General features: G+C 65.1%; 25 protein-coding genes. 15 read left to right on the top strand and 10 right to left on the bottom strand.

Annotated elements, in window-relative coordinates; all coding sequences use genetic code 11:
- From JAB4_RS12495 to JAB4_RS12510, 4 genes are all read left to right on the top strand, one after another.
- Positions 1 to 606, top strand: coding sequence for a pyridoxamine 5'-phosphate oxidase family protein (locus JAB4_RS12495; RefSeq protein WP_070218262.1), 606 nt, complete (start codon positions 1 to 3; stop codon positions 604 to 606).
- A 71-nt stretch (positions 607 to 677) separates the two neighbouring features.
- Complete coding sequence (locus JAB4_RS12500) at positions 678 to 1,049, top strand: VOC family protein (RefSeq protein WP_205602343.1); 372 nt, start codon at positions 678 to 680, stop codon at positions 1,047 to 1,049.
- 27 nt (positions 1,050 to 1,076) lie between these two features.
- Complete coding sequence (locus JAB4_RS12505; protein WP_070218261.1) at positions 1,077 to 1,412, top strand: hypothetical protein; 336 nt, start codon at positions 1,077 to 1,079, stop codon at positions 1,410 to 1,412.
- Positions 1,413 to 1,691: 279 nt separating this feature from the next.
- The gene (locus JAB4_RS12510; RefSeq protein ID WP_070218260.1) at positions 1,692 to 2,330 is read left to right on the top strand and encodes a phasin family protein; all 639 of its coding nucleotides are present in this window, start codon (positions 1,692 to 1,694) and stop codon (positions 2,328 to 2,330) included.
- Between the two features lie 106 nt (positions 2,331 to 2,436).
- Here the strand turns inward: JAB4_RS12510 and JAB4_RS12515 are convergent, their stop codons facing one another.
- Complete coding sequence (locus JAB4_RS12515; protein ID WP_083287128.1) at positions 2,437 to 3,459, bottom strand: alpha/beta hydrolase; 1,023 nt, start codon at positions 3,457 to 3,459, stop codon at positions 2,437 to 2,439.
- Positions 3,460 to 3,564: 105 nt separating this feature from the next.
- Positions 3,565 to 4,455, bottom strand: a complete 891-nt coding sequence (locus JAB4_RS12520; RefSeq protein WP_035817600.1) for a LysR family transcriptional regulator ArgP — start codon at positions 4,453 to 4,455, stop codon at positions 3,565 to 3,567.
- Between the two features lie 204 nt (positions 4,456 to 4,659).
- On the opposite strand from JAB4_RS12520, the gene JAB4_RS12525 reads away from it, so the two are divergent.
- Positions 4,660 to 5,265, top strand: a complete 606-nt coding sequence (locus tag JAB4_RS12525; protein ID WP_070218259.1) for a LysE/ArgO family amino acid transporter — start codon at positions 4,660 to 4,662, stop codon at positions 5,263 to 5,265.
- Here the strand turns inward: JAB4_RS12525 and JAB4_RS12530 are convergent, their stop codons facing one another.
- Positions 5,266 to 6,696, bottom strand: coding sequence for a coniferyl aldehyde dehydrogenase (locus JAB4_RS12530; RefSeq protein WP_070218258.1), 1,431 nt, complete (start codon positions 6,694 to 6,696; stop codon positions 5,266 to 5,268).
- A gap of 147 nt (positions 6,697 to 6,843) precedes the next feature.
- On the opposite strand from JAB4_RS12530, the gene trxC reads away from it, so the two are divergent.
- From trxC to JAB4_RS12555, 5 genes are all read left to right on the top strand, one after another.
- Positions 6,844 to 7,296 carry a thioredoxin TrxC gene (gene trxC, locus JAB4_RS12535; protein ID WP_070218257.1) on the top strand — a complete coding sequence of 151 codons (453 nt, stop codon included), beginning with the start codon at positions 6,844 to 6,846 and terminating at the stop codon, positions 7,294 to 7,296.
- A gap of 70 nt (positions 7,297 to 7,366) precedes the next feature.
- Positions 7,367 to 7,888, top strand: a complete 522-nt coding sequence (locus JAB4_RS12540; protein ID WP_217494554.1) for a MarR family transcriptional regulator — start codon at positions 7,367 to 7,369, stop codon at positions 7,886 to 7,888.
- Positions 7,885 to 8,631, top strand: a complete 747-nt coding sequence (locus tag JAB4_RS12545) for a HEAT repeat domain-containing protein (RefSeq protein ID WP_070218255.1) — start codon at positions 7,885 to 7,887, stop codon at positions 8,629 to 8,631. The genes JAB4_RS12540 and JAB4_RS12545 overlap by 4 nt, the downstream gene beginning before the upstream one ends.
- A gap of 17 nt (positions 8,632 to 8,648) precedes the next feature.
- Positions 8,649 to 8,984: a DUF6616 family protein gene (locus JAB4_RS12550; protein ID WP_070218254.1), complete on the top strand. Its 336-nt coding sequence runs from the start codon at positions 8,649 to 8,651 to the stop codon at positions 8,982 to 8,984.
- A 74-nt stretch (positions 8,985 to 9,058) separates the two neighbouring features.
- Positions 9,059 to 9,637: a DUF1287 domain-containing protein gene (locus JAB4_RS12555; RefSeq protein ID WP_217495070.1), complete on the top strand. Its 579-nt coding sequence runs from the start codon at positions 9,059 to 9,061 to the stop codon at positions 9,635 to 9,637.
- Here the strand turns inward: JAB4_RS12555 and JAB4_RS12560 are convergent.
- The gene (locus JAB4_RS12560) at positions 9,606 to 11,078 is read right to left on the bottom strand and encodes a PLP-dependent aminotransferase family protein (protein WP_070218252.1); all 1,473 of its coding nucleotides are present in this window, start codon (positions 11,076 to 11,078) and stop codon (positions 9,606 to 9,608) included. The genes JAB4_RS12555 and JAB4_RS12560 overlap by 32 nt on opposite strands.
- Positions 11,079 to 11,181: 103 nt before the next feature.
- On the opposite strand from JAB4_RS12560, the gene JAB4_RS12565 reads away from it, so the two are divergent.
- Both JAB4_RS12565 and JAB4_RS12570 read left to right on the top strand, forming a co-directional pair.
- Positions 11,182 to 11,622 (top strand): carboxymuconolactone decarboxylase family protein, encoded by a 441-nt coding sequence (locus JAB4_RS12565; protein WP_070218320.1) that lies wholly within the window; start codon positions 11,182 to 11,184, stop codon positions 11,620 to 11,622.
- Positions 11,623 to 11,702: 80 nt separating this feature from the next.
- Positions 11,703 to 11,999 (top strand): hypothetical protein, encoded by a 297-nt coding sequence (locus tag JAB4_RS12570; RefSeq protein WP_070218319.1) that lies wholly within the window; start codon positions 11,703 to 11,705, stop codon positions 11,997 to 11,999.
- Positions 12,000 to 12,353: 354 nt separating this feature from the next.
- Here the strand turns inward: JAB4_RS12570 and JAB4_RS12575 are convergent, their stop codons facing one another.
- Positions 12,354 to 13,529 carry a multidrug effflux MFS transporter gene (locus JAB4_RS12575; RefSeq protein WP_070218251.1) on the bottom strand — a complete coding sequence of 392 codons (1,176 nt, stop codon included), beginning with the start codon at positions 13,527 to 13,529 and terminating at the stop codon, positions 12,354 to 12,356.
- 189 nt (positions 13,530 to 13,718) lie between these two features.
- Between JAB4_RS12575 and epsC the strand changes: the two genes are divergently transcribed.
- Positions 13,719 to 14,657 carry a serine O-acetyltransferase EpsC gene (epsC, locus tag JAB4_RS12580; RefSeq protein ID WP_070218250.1) on the top strand — a complete coding sequence of 313 codons (939 nt, stop codon included), beginning with the start codon at positions 13,719 to 13,721 and terminating at the stop codon, positions 14,655 to 14,657.
- 82 nt (positions 14,658 to 14,739) lie between these two features.
- On the opposite strand, the gene JAB4_RS12585 is transcribed toward epsC, so the two are convergent.
- From JAB4_RS12585 to JAB4_RS12605, 5 genes are all read right to left on the bottom strand, one after another.
- On the bottom strand, positions 14,740 to 15,219 hold the full coding sequence (locus JAB4_RS12585) for an META domain-containing protein (RefSeq protein WP_070218249.1): 480 nt from the start codon (positions 15,217 to 15,219) through the stop codon (positions 14,740 to 14,742).
- 73 nt (positions 15,220 to 15,292) lie between these two features.
- Positions 15,293 to 16,195, bottom strand: coding sequence for a subclass B3 metallo-beta-lactamase (gene bla / locus JAB4_RS12590; RefSeq protein ID WP_070218248.1), 903 nt, complete (start codon positions 16,193 to 16,195; stop codon positions 15,293 to 15,295).
- Positions 16,196 to 16,302: 107 nt separating this feature from the next.
- Positions 16,303 to 17,703, bottom strand: a complete 1,401-nt coding sequence (locus JAB4_RS12595) for an LLM class flavin-dependent oxidoreductase (RefSeq protein ID WP_070218247.1) — start codon at positions 17,701 to 17,703, stop codon at positions 16,303 to 16,305.
- A 3-nt stretch (positions 17,704 to 17,706) separates the two neighbouring features.
- Complete coding sequence (locus JAB4_RS12600; protein ID WP_070218246.1) at positions 17,707 to 18,534, bottom strand: MetQ/NlpA family ABC transporter substrate-binding protein; 828 nt, start codon at positions 18,532 to 18,534, stop codon at positions 17,707 to 17,709.
- 108 nt (positions 18,535 to 18,642) lie between these two features.
- Positions 18,643 to 19,857, bottom strand: coding sequence for an acyl-CoA dehydrogenase family protein (locus JAB4_RS12605; RefSeq protein WP_070218245.1), 1,215 nt, complete (start codon positions 19,855 to 19,857; stop codon positions 18,643 to 18,645).
- A 279-nt stretch (positions 19,858 to 20,136) separates the two neighbouring features.
- On the opposite strand from JAB4_RS12605, the gene ssuE reads away from it, so the two are divergent.
- Entirely contained in the window at positions 20,137 to 20,757 is a 621-nt protein-coding gene (ssuE, locus tag JAB4_RS12610; RefSeq protein WP_070218244.1) for an NADPH-dependent FMN reductase, read from the top strand.
- Positions 20,758 to 20,781: 24 nt separating this feature from the next.
- Complete coding sequence (locus JAB4_RS12615; protein ID WP_070218243.1) at positions 20,782 to 21,780, top strand: sulfonate ABC transporter substrate-binding protein; 999 nt, start codon at positions 20,782 to 20,784, stop codon at positions 21,778 to 21,780.
- Positions 21,781 to 21,791: the final 11 nt, after the last annotated feature.

Raw genomic sequence — 21,791 nt, forward strand, 5'->3', positions numbered from 1 at the left:
ATGGAAATCGATTCGCTGGAGCAACTGCGCGCGCATTATCCGCCCGCGCAGGGGCGGGCGCTGAGCAAGCAGCTCGACCACCTCGACCCGCATTGCATCGCCTTCATCGGGCTGTCGCCGTTCGTCGTGCTGGCCACGGGCGGGGCTGGCGGCCAGCTCGACGCCTCGCCACGCGGCGGCGCGCCCGGTTTCGTGCATGTGCTCGATGCCCATACCCTGCTGCTGCCCGATGCCAAGGGCAATAACCGCCTGGACAGTTTCAGCAATATTGCCGAGATGGGCAGGGCGGGACTGCTGTTCATGATTCCCGGCGTCGATGAAACCTTGCGCGTGAATGGCGAGGCCAGCCTCAGCGATGATGCGGCGCTGCTGGCGTATTTTGCCGGCGAGCGCAACCCGCCGCGCCTGCTCATGCGCCTGCGCGTGGCCGAAGCTTATTTGCACTGCGCCAAGGCCTTGATGCGTGCGCGCCTGTGGGATAGCACGGCCCAGGTCGAACGCTCCGTCTTGCCGACGATGGGCCGGATGATCGGGGACCAGACGGGAAGTATTGGCCCGCTGGAAACACAGGAGCAGATGCTTGCCCGCTACGCGCAGGATCTGTAGCTTTGCTTGCTTAAAAGGCAATGCTGGCGCATACTGCGCTTCCTTTCCCACTACCTGCAAGGAGCGCCATCATGATTCTTGATCACATCGGTTTGACTGTCAGCGATGCACAGGCCAGCAAGGCTTTCTTTTCCGCCGCCCTGGCGCCTCTGGGCGTCTCGGTGGTGATGGAAGAGCAGGGCTGGGTTGGCATGGGCAAGGATGGCAAGCCCGATTTCTGGTTCGGCGTGGGCGGCGCGGCGCATGCCGGCATGCATCTCGCCTTCGCGGCCGACAACCGCGCCCAGGTGGACGCGTTCTACAAGGCCGCGCTGGAAGCGGGCGGCAAGGACAATGGCGCGCCCGGCATCCGCGCCATCTATCACCCGAATTACTATGGCGCTTTCGTGCTGGGGCCCGATGGCCATAATGTCGAAGCCGTCTGCCACCGTCCCGAGCCTTGATGCCGGGCATTACCTGAAGAGAGCAGCATGAAGCACAGCGCCACCCTGTTTGCCGATGATGCCGGCCGCTATGCCTACGTCAAAGCGGGTTTCTCCTGGCCGGCCCTGTTCCTGGGTTCGTTCTGGGCGGTCGCCAAGCGCCGCTGGTGGCTGGTGCTGCTCATGTTGGCAATGGATGTGTGCCTGTGGTTTGGCAGCCATCTCGCCACCGAAATGCGCATCGGCCCGATGATGCTGCTGATGGCCGGCGCGGAACTCAGTTACCTGCTGGCGCGCGGCTGGTACGGCAACCGCTGGCTGGAAGCGTCGCTGCGCAGCCATGGCTACAAGCCCGTCGTGCCGGGCACGGGCGCCGCTGGCTGAGCTTGCCTGACACAGATTTCCCTTTCCGTTACTGACGTTTGCCAAGAGCAAGCCGTCCAGCCCAAACTTTTTGCGCAGCCTAGCGCACCTTTGATCCAGATCATGCCTCACCTGCGGTGCTCACGTAGCCTTGGGACTCGCGTTGCAAAGCATCTTCCCACCAATCGGATATGTTTTTTCGCGTTTCGTGGCGTAGCCCGGCTGTCTGTCTCACCGTTCGACAGCCGGTGGTGTCGCCATCTGTTTATGTCCACCCAACCGCTATTAATGAGGAACTCCATGTATCCATATTCCCGTAGTGTTACCCCCGCCGCCAAAAATCACCTGGAAGCGCAGCTGGCTTTCTTCAATGGCCTGTCGAAGTCGCTGTTTCAATCGATGCAGCATTTCAGTGACCTGAACATGCAACTGGCGCAAGGCTTGCTGGAAGAAAGCACGGTCACCAGCCAGAACCTGTTGACGGTCGAGCGCGCCGAAGATGTATTCCAGGTGGCCGCCGCCTCGGGCCAGCCAGCCGCCGAGCAACTGCGCAAGTATCAGCAACAGGTGTCGCGCCTGGCTGCCGATACGCAGGTCGAACTGGCCAATGTGGCAGAGCGTCATGTGAATGAAACGAGCCGTACCGCCAAGGCCCTGGCTGAAGAAGTGGCCCGCACCGCTTCGGAAGAAACGGAGAAAAACGTGCGCAAGCAGCAGGAAGCGATGCAGCGCATGGCCGAACCGTTCCAGGCCTATCAGCAAAACGGCGCTAACCGCGACCAGCAGCGCGGTGCGCAAAGCCGTGACGGTCAAAGCCTGCAAAGCGCCAGCCACCAGGGCAGCCAGCAGTCGTCCGGCAGCGAAAGCTCGGCCAGCGGCAGCGCATCGCAAGCGGGCTCCGCTCAAAGCAAGAGCAGCAGCGCCAGCCGTAAAGAGTAAGTACGAAGCTGCTTGCAGCTGAGCCGCATCGCGAGGGCCGAGCCTTGCTCTGCGGCCAGCCGGCACGCGGCATTGTGCGTATTGGTTTGGGCAGAGCGCCCGCCCTTCACGGGGCGGGCGTTTTGTCGTATGCGTGCAGCTCCGGGGCTGGCGTGCCTGAGCCAGGTGAGCGGGGCGGCAAGGCTGGGCCTGCCGGCGAGCCGGTATCTGACAAGACTGCGGGCAAGACCGCTGACGAGACCGCGTTGCCGGCGCCACTGTTCGCATCGATGAAGGCGCTGACGGCGTCCAGCGTGGGCGCCAGCCTGCGCAACGGGGCGGCCAGCGTGGCGACCAGGGTGGCGTGGCCCACATGGTCGAAATAGGTTTCCGTCACGGACCGGTGCAGCGCGCGCAAGGCACTGGCCAGGCCGCCTGTGTTGCGTTGTGGATCGACCAGCTTGTCCTTGCCGGGCTTTGGAGCGATCAGCAGGGCGGGAGGGGCGTCGGCCGTCACGTGGTGAATGGGCTGCGAAGCGGCGGGCGTGTCCGGGTAAAAGAACACGGGCCGGGTGATGGTGTTTTCGATCGGCAGGAAATCATAGGGGCCGGCCAGGCCTATCCAGCCCCGCAAGTCGTGCGGACGCATGCCATGGCGCGCCAGCAGGCTGGCGTCGAGCGCCAGCATGGCCGCATTGTAGGCGCCGGCGCTATGGCCCATGACAAACAAACGCGTCGGGTCGCCGCCATGGCGGCTCGATTCCATCGCGGCCCAGGCCACGGCGCGGGCCGCATCCTGCAATATCTCGGGGTAGTGCACGTCCGGATACAGCCGGTAGTCGGCGATCACGGCCAGGTAGCCGCGCGCCGCGAGCGCGTGGCCGACGAAGGCATAGTCGGCGCGCTCGCCCGTCGTCCAGTTGCCGCCGTAAAAGAACACCACCACGGGAACGGGGCCCGTGCGGGTCTTGGGCGCGTACACATCGAGTTTCTGCCGTGGCAGTGGACCGTAGGCCAGGCCGCGCGTCACTTGCGAGGCGCTGCCGGATGACAAGACATTGATGGCGGTCAAGGGCGAGCAGGCGGCCAGGCCGGCAGCGAGCGGGATGGCCGCCAGCAAACCGAGCAGGGTGGTGCGCAGGATCGTCATGCGGGCTCCCGATGGTGATGGTGGATGCTTGCAGTGTAGGCCAGGCTGGGCAGGGTGCACACGGGGAAGTTGCTGTTTGGTATAGATAAATGTTGCATGCGTCAATCAATCCTGTAACAGCCATTTGCGCGCCGTGGCGATGACGGCGTCCGACAGGGTGCGCGTGAGAGGGGTCTGGATATCCCAGGCATGCCAGGTCAGGGGCACGTCGAGCGCCTGCCCGGCCGCCACGTCGACCAGCCTGCCGGCGGCCAGCGCCGTTTCCGCCTGCAGCAAGGGCACCATGCCATAAGCATAGCCCGCTTCGATGAAGCGTACGAAGTCGCGCGCCGAACCGAGCACATGGTGCGGATAGCGGCCCGTGTAGCCGAGGCGGTGCTGCAGGTAGCGCTCGTGCAGCGCATCCTTGCTGCCAAAGGTGATGGCGGGCGCCTGGCTGACGGCTTCCACCGTAAAACCATGGGGAAACCACTGCTGCGCGAATGCGGGCGAGGCCACGCACAGGTAGCGCATGCCGCCCAGCGGCGTGGCCGTGGTGCCGGCCACCAGGTCGTTGGCGCTGGTGACGCAGGCAAACACGCGCCCTTCGCGCAGCTGGCTCAAGGTATGGTCCTGGTCGTCGAGGCGGATATCGAGCAGGCAGGACGGCGGCGACAGCAGCGGCCCCAGCGCTTCCGGTATCCACGTGGCGGCGCTGTCGGCGTTGACGGCGATGGCCAGTGCCGGCAATTGCGTCGTGGGGCCGGGCTGAGCGTCGAGCGCCGCTTCGAGCAGCTTGACTTGCCGGTAATGGGCGATCAGACGCTGGCCCGCTTCCGTGGGCAGGGGCGGGTGGCTGCGGATGATCAATAACGTGCCTTCCAGGTTTTCCAGGGTGCGGATGCGCTGCGACACGGCCGGCTGGCTGATCGCCAGCGCCTGCGCGGCCTTTTCAAAGCTGCCCAGGCCGATCACGGCGTCGAGGGCTGCCAATCCACGGTAATCGACGACGCGCATAAGTTTCTCTTATATATGGTTAGAATCATTCATTATACTTATATTTACTTTTTCTTTACACTGTTGAAATAGGGTAATAACTCCACTCTCCCGCGCGGTCCCCCTGGTTCCGCACCACCCTCCACCTACCTCTGATGACTTTGCCGTTGCCGGCAGAGCGTGGGCGGCCGTGCGCGTGATGGAAAGCAATGGAAAGGAATCGATATGGACAGCGCAATTTTCTTGAAAGGCATGGGGCTCGGCGCGAGCCTGATCGTGGCCATCGGCACGCAAAACGCCTTCTTGCTCAAGCAGGGGCTGAAGCGCCATTACGTGCTCACCTGCATTCTTGTATGTTTGCTGTGCGACGCCATCCTGATCACGGCCGGCGTGGCAGGCATGGGCACCTTCATTGCCGACAACCCCAATTTCCTGCTGTGGGCCAAGGCGGGCGGCGCCACTTTCCTGATCGCCTACGGCTTGCGCGCGGCCAAGTCGGCCTGGCGCCCGACGGCCCTGACGGTATCGGCCGCCAAGGCGCCCGAAGGCTATTGGGCCGTGATCGGCGCGGCGCTGGCGTTCAGCCTGCTGAACCCGCACGCCTTCCTCGATACGGTGATCCTGCTTGGCTCGATCGGCGGCCAGCATGAAGGCGTGGGACGCTTTTACTTCGCCGGCGGCGCCATCATGGCTTCGGCCCTGTGGTTCTTCCTGCTGGGCTTTGGCGCCCGCTACCTGGCGCCCGTGTTTGCCAAGCCCATGGCATGGCGCGTGCTCGACGGCATCATCGCCCTCGTCATGTGGGCCATCGCCGCCTCGCTGTTCCTGTAATCAGCGGGTCAGGAAGTTCAATATGCGGCTGGCCAGCTTGCCGTAAGGCGGCCGCAGCAGCGTCAAAGGGCTGTAGCGTGCCTGGTAGAACACGGGCCGCAGCTTGCTGAAAGTGTGAAAACCTTCGACGCCGTGGTAGTGGCCCATGCCGGACTCGCCCACGCCGCCGAAGGGCAGATCATGCTGGCCCACGTGGAACAGCGCGTCGTTGACGGACACGCCGCCCGACATTACCGTGTCGATCAGCATCTGCACGGTCTGCTTGTCGTTGCTGAACGGATAGATGGCCAGCGGGCGCGGCCCGCCGTTGATGCTGGCGACTACGGTCTCCAGCTTCGCATAGCCGCGCAGGGGCAGGATGGGGCCGAAGATTTCCCGCGTCAGCAGCAGGCTGTCCTCGGGCGCGCCCAGCACGATGTGCGGCGCGATCTTGCGCGTGGCCCGGTCATACGCTGGCCCCGGCAGCAGCGAAATCACTTGCGCGCCCCGTTCCCGCGCTTCATCCAGGGCCTGCAGCAGGCGCTCAAAGGCGGCTTCGTTGATGATGGAGGTGTAGTCGGGCGTATCGAGCCGCGGGTAGCGCGTGGGCACGATCCGGCGCGCATGCTCGACGAAGGCGGCGATGGCGGCCTCGGGCAGCCAGGCGTGGTCGACGCTGGTGCAGATCTGGCCCGCATTCAGGTACTTGACGAACAGGATGCGTTCGGCAGCCGTGCGCACGTCGAAATCGGCGCAGACGATGGCCGGCGCCTTGCCGCCCAACTCCAGCGTGACGGGGCACAGATTGCGTGCGGCCGCCGCCATGACGGCCCGGCCCGTCTGGCCGGAACCCGTAAATAGCAGATGGTCGAACGGCAGTTGCGAAAACGCCATGCCCACGCCGCCCGTCTCGTCGAAAAACTGCAGCTTTTCCGGTGGGAAATAGGCGGGCATGGTCTCCATCAGCAGCCGCGCCAGGTGGCGCGAGTTCTCGCTCATCTTGACCATGGCGCGGTTGCCGGCGGCAAAAATGTAAGTCAGGGGCACCAGACTCAGGTTGACGGGGAAATTCCACGGCACGATGACGCCTACCACGCCCAAGGGCTGGGGCAGCACGCGGTTGCGGGCGCCCGGAAAATTGCGCCAGTCCACGCTGCGGCGCTGCGGTGTCATCCACTTTTTCAACTTTTTCAGTACGTGATCGATGCCGTCGATGGCGGGGAATATCTCCGCCAGCAAGGTTTCATGGTGGGAACGGTTGCCATAGTCGGCGCTGATCGCCTCGCACAATGCCAGCTTGTGGTCGCGGATGTAGCGCTGCAGGGTTTGCAGGTCGCGCTTGCGCTCGGCCAGGGGCGGCACGGGGTGGGCCAGACAGGCGGCGCGCTGCAAGGCCAGGGCGGCAGCGAGTTCGGCGTGCTTCAGTTCCATGTTGTTTGCGACATCAGGCATGTTGCTCCTTGGCCGGCCGGGCAATACGCGCGCCGTTCCAGCGCACTATAGGCGAGTATTGGCAAATGTGCCGCCAGCGAGCCGACGCTGCCGCGCGATACCCCGTAAAATGTCCGTCAACTTGACGCTACGCTTTCCAGGAATGCCATGACCTCGACCACGCCAGACTCCCTGCACATCGTGTGCCCCCATTGCGACGCCGTCAACCGCTTGCCGGCGGCCCGGCTCACGGAACAGCCCACGTGCGGCAAGTGCCAGAAGGAGCTATTCACGGGCCAGCCCGTGGATCTGGCCAGCGCCCGTTTCCTCAAGCATATCGAACGCAGCGACATTCCCGTGCTGGTGGACTTCTGGGCGCCATGGTGCGGCCCGTGCCGCAGCATGGCGCCATTCTATGTGCAAGCAGCCAGGACCCTGGAACCGGCGTTTCGCGTCGTCAAGGTGAATACGGAAGCGTCGCCGGACCTGGGCAGCCGTTTCAATATCCGCAGCATTCCCACCCTGGCCCTGTTTTTGCGCGGCGTGGAAGTGGCGCGCCAGCCGGGCGCCATCGATGCCAACGCCATCATCGCGTGGGCGAGGGACAAGGCGCGTTTCTAGGCACAAGGGAAAGCCGTTCAGGTTTTCCATTTGACATTTAGTATGGCTCCATATTATATTGCGCCATATGATAAAACTCGAACAGAAATACACGGCCTTGCTCGGTGAGGTGCAGCGCCGCGCCAGCGGTCTCGACATGATGCAGTCCACGGCGCGCTTGCGCCTGTGTTTTGAAGTGCTGGGCCTGGCATCGGCCATCGATGGCGATTGCGCCGCGCGCCTGGGCCGGCATGGCTTGTCGGAAGGCAAATTTGTGCTGCTGGCCCTGCTGCGCGACGTGCCTGATGGACTCTCGCCGCACGCACTGGCCGAGCGGGCCGGCGTGACGCGCGGCACCATCACGGGCTTGCTCGACGGCCTGGAGCGCGACGGCTTCCTGGCGCGCCATCCTGATCAAGTCGACCGGCGCAAGCTGCTGGTGCGCCTCAGTGCCAAGGGAGCAGCGGCGGCCGCCACCCTGGTCGATGAGCACGCGCAATGGATCGCCAGCCTGTTTGCCGATTTCACGCCGGACGAGATGCAGTTGTTGAGTGGACTACTGGAAAAAGCCTGGCGCAAGACGGATAAGGGTGAAATGCAGGGTGTTGCATGAGCCGTGGCGTCGCCGACATCGCGCCCGCGCGCCTGGCCCTGCTGAACCAGGGAGCGGTGGCCAGCGCCACCCTGACGGAAGGGCTGGCCATCGATTTTGCCCAGCTGCTGGCCACCGCCGTGCCCAATCTCGGCGCGGCCCGGCTGGAGCGGATGCACGCGCAGGCCGCCGCCGGCATCACCGGGCGCATGGCGCTGGCGGCGCAATTGCTGCTCGATGCCGGCACCGACCTGGCGCTGCTGCAAGCGCACCCGTCCGACACGGTGCGGGGCTGGGTCTGCTTTGCCATCGCCGCCCAAGCGGGCTTGACCTTGCCGCAGCAGCTGGCCGCCATGCGGCCGCTGGCCGACGATGGCCATTTCGGCGTGCGCGAATGGGCCTGGCTGGCGCTGCGTCCCCGGCTGGCCGAGCATTTGCTGGATGCCATCGCGCTGCTGGCGCCATGGACGGCGGACCCGTCGGAAAGAGTGCGCCGCTTTGCCTGCGAAGCGCTGCGCCCGCGCGGCGTGTGGTGCGCGCATATCGCCCGGCTAAAGGAAGAGCCGCAGCTGGCCTTGCCCCTGCTGCAAGCCTTGCGCGCCGACCCGGCCGTCTACGTGCAGGATTCCGTGGCCAACTGGCTCAACGATGCGGCCAAGAGCCAGCCGGACTGGGTGCGCAGCCTGTGCGCGCAATGGCTGCTGGACAGCCCCGCTGCCGCCACGGCACGCATTTGCAAGCGGGCGCAGCGTTCGCTTACTTGATTCTTTGGAGGACAAACATGCATTACCTGTTAGAACTGTACAGCCCGAAACCGGCCTGGCTGGCCCTCGACGGCGCCGCGCGCCAGGCGTATTTCGCCACGGTGGGCGCCGGCATGGCGGCCTTGTCGGGCAGCGGCGCCGAAGCGCTGGCCATGGGCGCCATCAACGGCGGCAAGCTGCATGCGGCACCCCAGCAATTCTATGCCGTCTGGCGCTTCCCGGACGAGGCGGCACTGGACGCCTTGCTGGCCGGCATCGCCGCCACGGGCTGGCATGATTATTTCGACACCGTCAATGCGGCCGGCCCGGCCGTGGATTTTCCCGCACACCTGGCGCAGCTGGCCGCCGTCTAAGCGTACGGCGTTTTCCTTGCCGCTGCGGTAAAGTTGGCATTTCCATCTGATCACCGACGTTGATGCCAATCAAAGTGTTCTCCCTCCTGATGCTTGCCCTGGCGCCCATGCTGGCGTCGGCAGCCCCTGCCACCCCGCAAGCGCTCGTCGCCGCCGCCCGCAGCCAGGTGGGCGTCACCGTGCAGTACGACCCGCGCTACGAGCGCCTCGCCTATCCGGGCGGCGACGTGCCGCCCGAACGCGGCGTGTGCACGGACGTGGTCGTGCGTGCCTACCGTAAACTTGGGCAGGATTTGCAGGTGCTCGTGCACGAAGACATGCGCAAGGCGTGGCAGGTGTACCAGCAGCAGGGACGCTGGCAGATGAAGGGGCCGGACCGCAACATCGACCACCGGCGCGTGCCGAACCTGGGTACGTATTTTGCCCGCCACGGCACCAGCCTGCAGCCAAGCAAGGAAGCAAACGCTTACCGCGCGGGCGACATCGTCACCTGGCGCCTGCCGCGCAACCTGACCCACATCGGCATCGTCAGCGACAAGCAGTCGTGGGGCGGCGTGCCGCTGATCATCCACAACATCGGCGAGGGCGCGCGCGAGGAAAACATTTTATTCAGCTATCCGATTACGGGGCACTATCGTTGGCAACCCCGCTGAGGGGCAGGGGCGCGATCTCTTGCAGGATCGCCAGCACCCTGGCCAGCGCCGTGTCGATATCGAGCTTGTCGATGGCGCCATAGCCGAGGAACAGGCCTTCATGGCGGGCTGGACCGTGGTAAAAACCGGCCAGCGCATACAGGCTGACGTCGGCCAGGCGCGCGCGGCGCAGCAATTCCGCGATATCGAGCGGCGCCTGCGCCAGCGCCGCCACGTGGAAGCCGGCGCTGGCCGGCACCAGGCGGAACCATGGGGCCAAGGGGCCGTTGAACCAGTGCTGCAGCCGCTCGCGCCGCCCCGCATAGATGTCGTGGCAGCGGCGGATATGGCGCAGCAAATGGCCATCGCCGATGAACTTGGCCAGCGCATGCTGGCCCAGGCTGGCCGTATGGCAATCGCTCAGGTATTTCACCGTCTGCATGGCGGCCACGAGGGTGTGCGGCAGCACGACATAGCCCAGGCGCAATTCCGGCAGCATGATCTTGGAAAAGCTGCCCACGTGCGCGACGATGCCGTAGCGGTCCATGCTTTGCAGCGCATCCTCGGGCCGGCCCTCGTAGCGGAAGGCGCTATCGTAATCGTCCTCGATGATGATGGCGCCCAGCTGCTGCGCCCGTTCCAGCAAGGCATGGCGGCGCGCCATGCTCATCGGCATGCCGAGCGGAAATTGATGGGCGGGCGTGACATAGATCAGCCGCGTGCCGTCCGGGATTTGCGCGACGATGAGGCCATCCTCGTCCACTTCGACGCCCACCACGCGCGCGCCCTGGCTGGCGAACACGGCGCGCGCCACGGGGTAGCCGGGTTCTTCCACGGCAACCGTGTCGCCCGGCTCGAGCAGGGTCAGCGCGAGCAGGTGCAAGGCTTGCTGCGCGCCGCTGGTGACGAGCACCTGCTCCTCGGTGCAATGGATGCCGCGGCTGAAGGCGGCATGGCCGGCGATCGCCGCGCGCAAGGCGGGCAAGCCTTCTGCGGGGCCATAGCGGCCGCGCGCCTGGCCGCCCTGGCGCAGTGCATGCAGCATGCAGGCGCGCCATTCATCCTGCGGGAAATGCGCGGGCGTGGCACGTCCGCCGATGAAGGCGTAGCGTGCCGGCGTTTCCTGGCTGGCGCGGCGCAGGGGCGTGGGTGTCGCTTCCCAGCGGGCGATGCGCTGCGCGCTGGCCAGCGGCGTGCTCGCATGGCGGCGCTGCGGTGAGGCATGCGGCGTCTGCACGAAGCTGCCCACGCCCACTTTGCCGACCAGCAGCTTTTCATAGCCGAGCTTTTCATATACGTCGGACACCGTCTTGCGCGACAGGCCCAGCTGGCTGGCCAGCAGGCGCGAGGGCGGCAATTGCTGCCCATCCGTCAGCCGGCCCGAGCGGATCGCTTCGCTGAGCTGGCGGTACAGCTGGCCGCCCAGGTCGCGCGTGCCGTCGATCAGGATGTGTAATTCCATGGAGTATGTATTGGTGGTCTGCTGTTTTTCGGGGGGATTGGCCTGCCGCGCGTACTTCCTGCGCTTCTACAATGATGCATCTCTCATTATCAAGGAATGCATCATGACACAGCAACGACTCGATTTCACGCAAGCCTCGCCCGACGCCGTCAAGGCCATGTATGCGCTGGAAGCGGCCATCGCCAAACTGGGCGTGGAACATTCGCTGCTCGAGCTGATCCGCCTGCGCGCGTCGCAAATCAATGGCTGCGCCTTTTGCGTGGACATGCACACGAGCGACGCGCGCAAGGCGGGCGAAACGGAGCGCCGTCTGTATGCCGTCTCCGTCTGGCGCGAAACGCCGTTCTTCACGCCGCGCGAACGGGCCGTGCTGGCCTGGACGGAGGCGCTGACCCTGCTGCCGCAAAGTCAGGCGCCCGATGACGTGTATGCGGCGCTGGCGCAGCAATTGACGCCGGCGGAAATGGTCAACGTGACCCTGGCCATCGGCTCCATCAATACCTGGAACCGCCTGGCCGTGGGCTTTCGCAAGATGCCTGAATAAGCTCTTTGTTCGTTCGCGAACAGACGATAGGCTGGTCCCTGTGTAGGCTGGCAGGACGATTGATCAGCCAGGGAGCAGCCATGCAAGTACATATCGGGGAAGGCGCCGAAAAGACGCCGCAGCAGGAGGAAGAGGCGCGCCGCGAATTCATCGCCGAACTGTGGCGGCGCTTCGAAGCGTTGCAGGAATGGGCCGTCAGCCACTGGCCGGACCAGCAGCACCCCCTCAGTTCCGCCGACTTCGTCGAGACGCGCAAGGAGATATTGAGCTTGCGTTCGCCGGCCGGTTCCTTGAACCAGCCATCGCTGAACAATGAAGCGGAACCGGAGCAGGGCGGGGCGCAATACCAGGATGTGACGCCGGCACCGTGGCCGTAACCTTGGCCGTCATCGTGCCTCTATCTTGGTTGTAGGTCGGATTAGGACCGAAGGGCCGTAATCCGACAACATGGTTGGCAGATGCAGTCGGATTACGCGCTTGCGCGCTAATCCGACCTACGCTTCTGCCTTCCCTTGCGCAAACACCCAGCAAACCAAACTCACCAGCAGGCCCGCCATTACGCCATACGCCAGGTTCAGCGCGCTGTCGAACAGCAGCGGCGCCACCAGTCCCGACACCAGCGCGAACAGGCCGTAGGTCGGCTTAGGTCGTAGGTCGGATTAGCGCTTGCGCGTAATCCGACGTCACCCGCCAACAATGTTGTCGGATTACGCGCTTTGCGCTAATCCGACCTACGTTTCGGCTTTGCCTTGCGCAAACACCCAGCAAACCAAACTCACCAGCAGCCCCGCCATCACGCCATACGCCAGGTTCAGCGCGCTGTCAAACAGCAGCGGCGCCACCAGTCCCGAGACCAGCGCGAACAGCAGCATCTGGATGAACGACTGCATCGACGACGCCAGGCCGCTGTTGTTGGGGAAGTGGTTCAGGGCCATCAAGGTCATCGGCGGCATGGCGATCGACAGGGCGAACGAGTAGAAGAACAGCGGCAGCACGGCCCATGGCACTTCGGCGGCAAACACATAGTTGTAGCCGATGTTGGCCAGCGCGGCGATCAGCATCAAGATGAAGCCGGCCCAGATCATCTGGCGCTGGCTGTAGCGATGGGCGATCTTCGCCGACAGGGCCGAACCGAACACCATGCCGCTGATCAGGGGAATGAACAGCCAGGCGAAGGCCGTTTCCGGCAAATGCAGGATGTTGATGATGAAGTAGGCGGCCGAACCGATGTACAGGGCGAAGCCGCCAAAGGCGGCGCCGATGGCCGTCGACAGCAGCAGGAACTGACGGTGGCACAGCACTTTCCAGTAATTGACGGCGATGCCGCCCAGGTGGAAGGCGTGGCGCTGCTCCTTCGGCAGGCTTTCCGGCAGCGCGCGCCAGACGACGACGAACATCAGCACGCCGAAAGCAGTGAGGAACCAGAAAATCCAGCGCCAGCCCAGGCTGACCTGCAGCCAGCCGCCCAGCACGGGCGCGATGGCCGGCGCCAGTGCGAACACCATCATGATGTGCGAGAGGATTTTCTGCGCGGCGGCGCCGGCATAGCGGTCTTGCACGATGGCGCGGCCGATCACGGAACCGGCGCCCGCCGAGAGGCCCTGCAGCACGCGCCAGGCCAGCAGCCAGCCCAGCGATGGCGCCAGCGCGGCGCCCACGGAAGCGATCACATACAGCACCAGCGAGACGAGGATCACGGGACGGCGGCCGAACGAATCGGACAGGGTGCCGTAAAACAGCATCATGAAGGCGAACGTGAACAGGAAAAAGCTCAGGGTCTGCTGCACCAGCAGGGGGCTGGCATTGAAATCTTGCGTGATGGCGGGGAAAGACGGCAGATAGGTGTCAATTGCAAGCGGTCCGACCATCGCCAGGCCCGCCAAAATCCAGGTTAATAATTTAGTCATGTTGAAGAGTGTTTTTGTTAGTCCGTCATTTTACGCTAGCGGCGGGAATCGGGTCCGGTGCTGCGGCGGCCTGCCATCCATATGCGTTTTTCGTATATGGAACCTTGAAATTCTTCGTTTGCATCGCTTGCCGTCACCGTTAAGCTGGGGCGACCCGGCTTGTTGGCCATTTTCTGGAAGTGATACGCCATGCACAGTATTTATCCGGCGGCGCCCGCCGACGACACGGCCCAGTGGAACCTGGGACCCGTGATCCAGGCCCTGCGCAGCTCGCGCGAAGACAAGCACAAGATCCGCCATAACGGCAGGGTGCGTGAACTGCCGTCGCGCGAAGCGCTCACCACCATCGTCAACGGCCTGTCGGCGGCCCTGTTCCCCACGCATTACGGGCGTCCGAATCTGACCGATGAAAGCATCGACTATTTTGTCGGCGACACGCTGAACACCACCCTGAACCGGCTCAGCGAGCAGGTGCGGCGCGGCTTGCTATTTTCCATACCCGCTGGCGATGAACAGAACGGCGCCAGCGACGACGCAGCGCTGGCGCAGCAGGCGCGCGACATCACGCGCGCGTTTGCCGCCAGCCTGCCCGACATCCGCGCCCTGCTGGTGTCGGACGTGCAGGCCGCCTATGCGGGCGACCCGGCCGCCACCTCGGTGGCCGAGATCATGCTGTGCTATCCGGGCACCATCGCCATCTTGTACCACCGCCTGGCCCACCAGCTGCACGCGCTCGGTGCGCCGTTCCTGGCACGCCTGATCGCCGACATCGCGCACACCCTGACGGGCATCGACATCCACCCGGGCGCGCACATCGGCGCATCGTTCTTCATCGACCATGGCACGGGCGTGGTGATCGGCGAGACGGCCATCATCGGCCAGCGCGTGCGCCTGTACCAGGCCGTCACCCTGGGCGCCAAGCGCTTTCCCGCCGATGCTTCCGGCGCGCTGATCAAGGGCACGCCGCGCCACCCCATCGTCGAGGACGACGTGGTCATCTACGCGGGCGCGACCGTGCTGGGGCGCATCACCATCGGCGCGGGATCGACTATCGGGGGGAATGTGTGGCTGACGCAGAGCGTGCCGGCGAATAGCAATGTATCGCAGGCGCAGATGCGCAACGATTGAGAAGAATGAAAGGAAAAACGAACCCCAGCGCAGAAACTGGGGTCGTACCCTCAGGGTACGACCCCGGTATTTGCGGTTGGGTTTACTTCACCGTCAGCGCTTCATAGCGGGCCACGGGCACGCCATCTTTCAGCAGCAACAGTTCCTGGTCCGCGTAGCGGTAGCCGTTGACTTCGCCCAGGGTGGTGAGCAACTCGCGCTCGAGGTCCATGTCCTGCGGCTGGCACATCATCATGGTGCCGGCCAGCTGCCCAAAGTTCAAGGTGCTGACGCCATCGCTGGTGTAGCCGCCCATCATCTGGTTGCAGCCGCTGTGGCCACTGGCGCGGCCTTCGGCCAGCAGCAGGGTCACTTCGCGCTGCTCGGGCGCTTTGCGCACGATTTTCTTGCCCTTCAATTCCTTCAGCTTCCACTGCGTCCCTGCCAGCTTCGGCGCCGGCTTGGCGGGCGAGGTGGCGCCTGGCGCCGCAGCGGCTGCGTCGCTGCGCACGGGCGTTTGCGCGCAGCCGGCCGTGATGGCAACGATGGCGGCGAGGGGAATCAGTCTGGCAATCTTGAACATGGCATTTCCTTCTTCAAATGAATGACGTCAGATTAGCAGATACGCGCCGCGCCGGCGTGCACGGTTGACAAGCCTATCGCTCCTGCTCCAGCCGCGCCTCGAGCAAGGTGCGCGCCACCGCCACGTAGGCGCGGCAGGCCTGCGGGTCGACAAACGCTTCGCTGCCGGCCGTGGCGCTCGCTTCCAGGCGTTCCCACAGCTGCGATGCTTCCGGGTGGGCCGAGATCAGCACGTCGCAAGGCAGCTTTTCCAGGGTCTCGAAGCTGCGGCGCAGGTCCGCCACCGCGTTCGGATACTCGCTGCTGGCGCTGAACTTGAAGCCGGGGCGCGAGACGGCGTTGAGGCTGTCCGCGTAGACCATGTTCAGGCAGCGGGGGCCGTCGCACGATTGCCACGTCCAGCTCAGGCCCCCGGGCGTGTGGCCCGGCGTGGCGTGCGCCGTCAGTTGAATCGGGCCGACATTGAACTGGCCGCCGTCGCGCGCCAGACGCATGTCCTTGACGGGCGGGTACTTGGGCAGCGCGTGGTATTGCGGGTCGTCCGGTCCCACTTCGCCCGACGCCAGGTCCAGCGCGGCCGACGGGCTGGCGGCCACCAGCGCATTGCTGCGCCGCTGCAGCTCGGCCAGGCCGCCCGCGTGGTCGATATGGCCGTGCGAATTGAGGATCAGCTTGACGTCCTCGATGCGAAAACCCAGCGCGCCGATATTGGCGATGATCTTCGGCGCCGATTCCGGCAAGCCGCCGTCGATCAGCACATGGCCCTGCGGCGACGTGATGAGCACGGAACTGAGGCCTTTCACGCCCACATAATAGGTATTGCCGAAGATGCGGAACGGCGTCTGGTCGGCATTCCAGGCGGCGCAGACTTCGCAGTCCGGCGTCTGCGGCGTGGCTGGCGCAGGTGTTTGCGCCTGGGCGGCGGAGCTGGCCAGCAGCATTGCCAGGAGCAGCGCGCGTGGTGGTGTGAGGGGCATTGTGATCCTTATCCGTGTTGCCAGTGTGACATATGCTGACACGGAACGGGGCGCGATGCAAACGCTGGCAGTCATGCCGGCCAGGGCGTCGTCTGGCTAGCAGGCGCTCAGGCGGCGGCCAGCGTGGCGCCGGGCGGGGCCAAAGGCGCGATGCTGACCTGGCGGCCCGCGTGACTGGCGGGCAGGCGCGGGCCCTGGCCGAAGACCTTGTGGCGCAAGCTGCCTTGCTCGTACTGGGTGCGGTAGCGGCCGCGCCGCTGCAGTTCCGGCACGATGTGTTCCACCACGTCGGCCATGCTGTCGTGCGCCACGGCGAAGGCGAGATTGAAGCCGTCGATGCCCGTCTCGTCCAGCCAGCTTTCCAGCTGGTCGGCCACCTGGCGCGCGTCGCCCACGAGCACGGGGCCGCGCCCCCCGAGGCCGATGTATTCCGCGGCCTCGCGCACCGTCCACGTGCGGTCCGGGTCGGCCTGGCTGAACGAGGCCAGCGCCGAGCGGCCGGCCGGGGAATCGATGTAGTCGATGGTGGCGTCGAGCGGATAGCGGCTGAAATCGACGCCCGTCCAGCCCGACAGCAGCACCAGCGCCGCCTCGATGTTGACGTGGCGCAGATAGTCGGCGTGCTTGGCGCGCGCTTCTGCTTCCGTGGCGCCCGTGATGATCAGCGCCTGGGCGTAGATCAGCAGCGCCTCGCCATCGCGGCCGCTTTGCCGCACGGCGGCGCGCAAGTCGTCGGCGTAGCGCTTGACGACCGTCTTGCTGGGGCCACTGACAAACGTCGCTTCCGCGTGGCGCGCCGCGAAGCGCGTGCCGCGCGGCGAGGTGCCCGCCTGGTACAGCAGCGGCGTGCGCTGCGGCGACGGCTCGCACAAATGGATGCCGGGCACCTTGTAGTGGCGCCCGGCATGGTTGATCGGATGGACCTTGGCCGGATCGGCGTAGATGCCGCGCGCCTTGTCGTTGACGACGGCGTCGTCGTCCCAGCTCTTTTCCCACAGCTTGTAGACCACTTCCAGATATTCGTCGGCCAGGTCGTAGCGCTCGTCGTGGCCCAGCTGCTGGTTCAAGCCCAGGTTGCGCGCCGCGCTGTCGAGGTAGCCGGTGACGATATTCCAGCCGATGCGCCCGCCGGTCAGGTGGTCGAGGGTGGAAATGCGCCGCGCGAACGTGTACGGATGTTCGTAGGTCAGGGCGCAGGTGACGCCGAAACCCAGGTGCGTGGTGGCCTGCGCCATGATGGGCACGAGGGCCAGCGGGTCGTTCAGCGGCACCTGCACGCCGTGTTCCAGGGCCGCATCGAGGCTGCCCCGGTAGACGTCATACACGCCCAGCACGTCGGCGAGAAAAACCGCGTCGAACAGGCCCGCTTCCAGCAGCCGCGCCAGTTCCGTCCAGTGCGCAGGATCGGTATAGCGGTGGCTGCGGTCGCGCGCATGCGTCCACAGTCCCGGCGACTGGTGGCCGACGGTATTCATCTGGAAGGCGTTGAAGCGTATCGTCTTGGCCATGGCTTATTTGGCTGCCGTCTGCAAGGCTTGCTGGTAGTCGGGTTTCGAGTAGCCGGCAAAGTGCTTGTTCGTGATGTCAAGGAATTCGCGCGAGCGGTAGGCGGCCGCCAGGTCCTTGGCGAACGGCTTGTCCTTGTCGGCCGTGCGGATGGCCACCAGGTTGATGTAGTTGGGCGAGATTTTCTCGGCCACCAGCGCCTCCGTCAGTTTCAGTCCCGAGGCCAGCGCGTAATTGCCGTTGATGAAAGAGTAATCGGTGTCGCCCAGCGAGCGTGGCAGCTGCGCCGCTTCCAGCGGCAGCAGCCTGATTTTCTTCGTGTTGACGGCGATATCCTTTTCCGACGCGCGCACGGGGTCGAAGCTGGCGCGCAGCTTGATCCAGCCCAGCTGGTCCAGCAGCACCAGCGCGCGCGCCTGGTTGGTCGGATCGTTCGGCAAACCCACGGTCGTGCCTTCCTTCACGTCGTCCAGGGTCTTGTGCTTCTTGCTGTAGATGGCGATCGGCGCCGTGGGTATCGTGATCAGGTCCGTCAGGGCCAGCTTGTGCTCCAGCGCGAATTTCTTCAGGTAGACGATGTGCTGGAACACGTTGGCGTCGAGCGAACCCGCGGCCAGCGCGAAGTTCGGCTGGATGTAGTCGTTGAATTCCACCAGCTTGACCTTGTAGCCCTGTTTTTCCAGGATAGGCTTGATGCCCAGCTTGATCTGGTCCGCGTACGGCCCGGCGCTGGTGCCGATGGTGATCTCTTTCGGGTCCTTGGCGTGGGCGAAGCTGGCCGTCAAGGCCAGGGCCAGGGCGGTGAGGACGATGCTGCGGCGGGCGATGGTCATGTTAACTCCTGCTTAGTGAAGAACTGGGGTCAGACCCGCCGGGTCTGACCCCGGAAGTCCGTTAAATTGCCTGCGGCGCAAATGTATCGATTCGCCCAGGCCGTGGTTTTACGAATATGCCGTCGGCTCGGGCACCGTGCCGGTCAAGGCAAAGCGTCCCAGGTCGCGCAGCTTGTAGTCGATGGGGTCATGCAGGGTATGCACGCGCACGTTGCGCCAGTAGCGGTCGAAGCCATACCGGGCCGAGGTGGAGCGCGCGCCCGTCAGTTCGAACATCTGGCTGCTGATCTCCAGTCCCGCCTTGTGCGCCAGGCATTTGGCTTCGGCCACGGCCACGGCCAGCAAGCCCCGTTCGCGCGCCGTCACCAGCGCGCCTTTGCGGAAGACCTTTTCCAGTTCCTGCGCCGCCGCGTCGGCCAGCACTTGCGCGGGACGCAGCAAGAGCCACAGCTGGCCGTAGCGGTGCTGTATCAAAGGGTCATCCGTCGCTTGCGCCACGCCCGAGGCAAACCAGGCTTTCGCCTGCTCGCCCGTGTAGCGGCGCGCCGCTTCGAACGCGCCTTCGGCGATGCCCAGGTAGAGATTCGCCATGATCAGCTGCGCGATCTGCGAGCGCACCGTGGCTTGCGGCGTGGCGGCCTGCGCGGGCGCCTGCAGCACCAGCTCCCGCGGCAGGGCTACCGCCTGGAAATGTACGTTGCCGCTGTCCGTCTGGCGTTGGCCGAAGGAGTCCCAGTCCGCCTGCACGGTCACGCCATCCTGGCGCGTGGGCAGGGCGGCGATCAGTGCCGTCTGCGTGGGCGCGTGCCAGGCGGAGACGGTCAGCCAGTCCGACCCCACGGAGCCGGAAGAAAAGCTCTTGATGCCGTCGAGGACGTAGCCGTCGCCGCTGTCGCTGGCCGTGACGCGCTTGTCGAGGGGATTCAAGGCATTACCCCAGAACAGGCGCTCGTCAACGGTCAAGGTAAGCAGGCGGCGCTGTTGCTGCGCGCTGCCGTACAGCTGCAGACCCGCCAGCTGCAGATGGTGGAAGCCGAAGACATGCGCCAGCGCGCTGTCGGCCCGCGCCAGGATGCGGATCACCTGGTACACGAGGGGCCACGACGCGCCCTGGCCGCCGAATTCCACGGGAATCGACAGGGTCAGCAAGCCTGACTCGCGCAGCCATTCGCGTTCCTGCGCCGCATGGCCGCCGGCCTGGTCGCGGGCATTGGCCGTTTCGGCCAGGCGCGCGGCCAGCGCGGTGGCGATGCTGATGGCGTCCCGCAGGGGTTCCGGCACAGGAGGCTGAGGATGGGCGGCATGGAGTAAAGCGCTAGACATGGGACGGATTCCAGAAAGACGATGACGCCGATATTGCACCGCCGGGCGCGCGCCGTACACGAAGAAAACCGCGCATGGATATGCGAAAAAAGCCATGTGGGGATGAGCGCCTTCGCTTGCGGGGCGTCAGGCCTGGATAGACAAAAAACGCATATCGAAGCGCGAAAGCATTCGTTTTATCGGGCCGCTGATGGCGATAGGCTGCAAGCATCCAAGCATCCAAGCATCCAAGCATCCAAGTAGCCAAATCAAACCATCACGTACAGGGACGGGCATCACATGAGCATCTTGTTATTGGGCGGCAGCCCGCAACTCCCATCGAGTTCCAGCCGCTTGCTGCTGCATATCGGCGAACAGCTGGCGCTGCAGAGCCACAGCTACGCCCAGCTGCATGTGCGCGACTTGCCGGCGCGCGCCCTGCTGCTGGCCGACTACGACGACGCGGCGATCGCCCGCGCCGTGCGCGCCGTGGCCGACGCCGACGCCATCGTGATCGCCACGCCCATCTACAAGGCGTCGTATACAGGCTTGCTGAAAGCCTTCCTCGACCTGCTGCCGCAAGATGGTCTGGCCGGCAAGCTGGTGCTGCCGCTGGCCACGGGCGGCGGCCACGCCCACACCCTGGCGCTCGACTATGCGCTGCGCCCCGTGCTGCATGCGCTGGGCGCCAAGCAGGTCTTCACCAGCATCTATGCCAATGCGCAGCAGCTGGCGTGGCACGAAGAGGGGGGCTTGAGCCTGGACGCGCCGATCGCCGCGCGCGTGCAGGCCGGTATCGAGGAGCTGTCCACCGGCCTGTTCGTGCTGCAGGGCCGGCGTCCGCCCGCGCCAGTCGATATCTCGTTACCCGTGCGTTCGCTGCAAGACCAGCCTTACGCCCCTCAGTATCAAGCCGCCTGATTATTCACCGACCAAGGAAGCACCATGACACACCGCCACGCACAACGCCTCTCGCGCCGTACCACTCTGGGCTTGCTGTTTGCCGCCGCTGCCGGCGTGATGGCGGCCGGCATGCCGGCCACGGCGCAGGCGCAGGCCAAGGGGGAGGTCCGCATCGGTTATCAGAAATACGGCACTCTGACCTTGTTGAAGGGGCGCGGCACGCTGGAAAAACGTCTGGCCGAGCAGGGCGTGGGCGTGAAATGGACGGAGTTCCCTGCCGGCCCCGTGCTGCTGGAAGGCTTGAACGTGGGCAGCATCGATTTCGGCACCGTGGGCGAGGCGCCGCCGATCTTTGCCCAGGCGGCCGGCGCCAACCTGGTGTATGTCGGCAATGAGCCGGCGTCGCCCGCCAGCGAAGCCATCGTCGTGCCCAAGGGCTCGGGCTTGCGTACCCTGGCCGACTTGAAGGGCAAGAAAATCGCCCTGAACAAGGGCTCGAACGTGCATTACCTGCTGTTGAAGGCGCTGGAAAAGGCCGGCGTCGCGTACGCCGACATCCAGCCCGTGTTCCTGCCGCCGGCCGATGCGCGCGCCGCCTTCGAGCGGGGCAGCGTCGACGCCTGGGCCATCTGGGACCCGTTCCTGGCCGCCGCCGAAAAGCAGCTGGGCGCCCGCGTGCTGGCCGATGGCAAGGGCCTGGTGGCGAACTACCAGTTCTACCTGGCATCGCGCACGTATGCGGAAAAAAATCCCGAAATCCTGCGCATCGTGCTCGATGAAGTGGCCAAGGTCGATGACTGGGGCCGCAACAACCCGGACGAAGTGGCGACGATCCTGTCGGCACAGACGGGGCTGGGCAAGGAAGTCGTGGCGCTGGCCGCTACGCGCTATGCGTATGGCGTCAAACCCGTCTCCGTTGACGTCATCGCCTCGCAGCAAAGGGTGGCCGACGCGTTTTCCGCTCTGAAGCTGATTCCGAAACCCATCCTTGTCAAGGATGCGCTGCTGCCGGCGCGCCAGCTGGCCACCAGCGCAAAATAAGGAATAAATAT

Source organism: Janthinobacterium sp. HH102 (assembly GCF_001758625.2).
GTDB lineage: Bacteria > Pseudomonadota > Gammaproteobacteria > Burkholderiales > Burkholderiaceae_D > Janthinobacterium.

Bases quoted from the DNA above. Each gene is read 5' to 3' on its own strand.
- JAB4_RS12605 (WP_070218245.1), bottom strand. From the start codon at position 19,857: ATGTCTAGCGCTTTACTCCATGCCGCCCATCCTCAGCCTCCTGTGCCG.
- JAB4_RS12575 (WP_070218251.1), bottom strand. From the start codon at position 13,529: ATGACTAAATTATTAACCTGGATTTTGGCGGGCCTGGCGATGGTCGGA.
- JAB4_RS12600 (WP_070218246.1), bottom strand. From the start codon at position 18,534: ATGACCATCGCCCGCCGCAGCATCGTCCTCACCGCCCTGGCCCTGGCC.
- JAB4_RS12530 (WP_070218258.1), bottom strand. From the start codon at position 6,696: ATGCCTGATGTCGCAAACAACATGGAACTGAAGCACGCCGAACTCGCT.
- JAB4_RS12500 (WP_205602343.1), top strand. From the start codon at position 678: ATGATTCTTGATCACATCGGTTTGACTGTCAGCGATGCACAGGCCAGC.
- JAB4_RS12585 (WP_070218249.1), bottom strand. From the start codon at position 15,219: ATGTTCAAGATTGCCAGACTGATTCCCCTCGCCGCCATCGTTGCCATC.
- JAB4_RS12505 (WP_070218261.1), top strand. From the start codon at position 1,077: ATGAAGCACAGCGCCACCCTGTTTGCCGATGATGCCGGCCGCTATGCC.
- JAB4_RS12515 (WP_083287128.1), bottom strand. From the start codon at position 3,459: ATGACGATCCTGCGCACCACCCTGCTCGGTTTGCTGGCGGCCATCCCG.
- JAB4_RS12595 (WP_070218247.1), bottom strand. From the start codon at position 17,703: ATGGCCAAGACGATACGCTTCAACGCCTTCCAGATGAATACCGTCGGC.
- epsC (WP_070218250.1), top strand. From the start codon at position 13,719: ATGCACAGTATTTATCCGGCGGCGCCCGCCGACGACACGGCCCAGTGG.
- JAB4_RS12570 (WP_070218319.1), top strand. From the start codon at position 11,703: ATGCAAGTACATATCGGGGAAGGCGCCGAAAAGACGCCGCAGCAGGAG.
- JAB4_RS12520 (WP_035817600.1), bottom strand. From the start codon at position 4,455: ATGCGCGTCGTCGATTACCGTGGATTGGCAGCCCTCGACGCCGTGATC.
- bla (WP_070218248.1), bottom strand. From the start codon at position 16,195: ATGCCCCTCACACCACCACGCGCGCTGCTCCTGGCAATGCTGCTGGCC.
- JAB4_RS12510 (WP_070218260.1), top strand. From the start codon at position 1,692: ATGTATCCATATTCCCGTAGTGTTACCCCCGCCGCCAAAAATCACCTG.
- JAB4_RS12615 (WP_070218243.1), top strand. From the start codon at position 20,782: ATGACACACCGCCACGCACAACGCCTCTCGCGCCGTACCACTCTGGGC.
- JAB4_RS12525 (WP_070218259.1), top strand. From the start codon at position 4,660: ATGGACAGCGCAATTTTCTTGAAAGGCATGGGGCTCGGCGCGAGCCTG.
- JAB4_RS12495 (WP_070218262.1), top strand. From the start codon at position 1: ATGGAAATCGATTCGCTGGAGCAACTGCGCGCGCATTATCCGCCCGCG.
- JAB4_RS12550 (WP_070218254.1), top strand. From the start codon at position 8,649: ATGCATTACCTGTTAGAACTGTACAGCCCGAAACCGGCCTGGCTGGCC.
- trxC (WP_070218257.1), top strand. From the start codon at position 6,844: ATGACCTCGACCACGCCAGACTCCCTGCACATCGTGTGCCCCCATTGC.
- JAB4_RS12565 (WP_070218320.1), top strand. From the start codon at position 11,182: ATGACACAGCAACGACTCGATTTCACGCAAGCCTCGCCCGACGCCGTC.
- ssuE (WP_070218244.1), top strand. From the start codon at position 20,137: ATGAGCATCTTGTTATTGGGCGGCAGCCCGCAACTCCCATCGAGTTCC.
- JAB4_RS12560 (WP_070218252.1), bottom strand. From the start codon at position 11,078: ATGGAATTACACATCCTGATCGACGGCACGCGCGACCTGGGCGGCCAG.
- JAB4_RS12545 (WP_070218255.1), top strand. From the start codon at position 7,885: ATGAGCCGTGGCGTCGCCGACATCGCGCCCGCGCGCCTGGCCCTGCTG.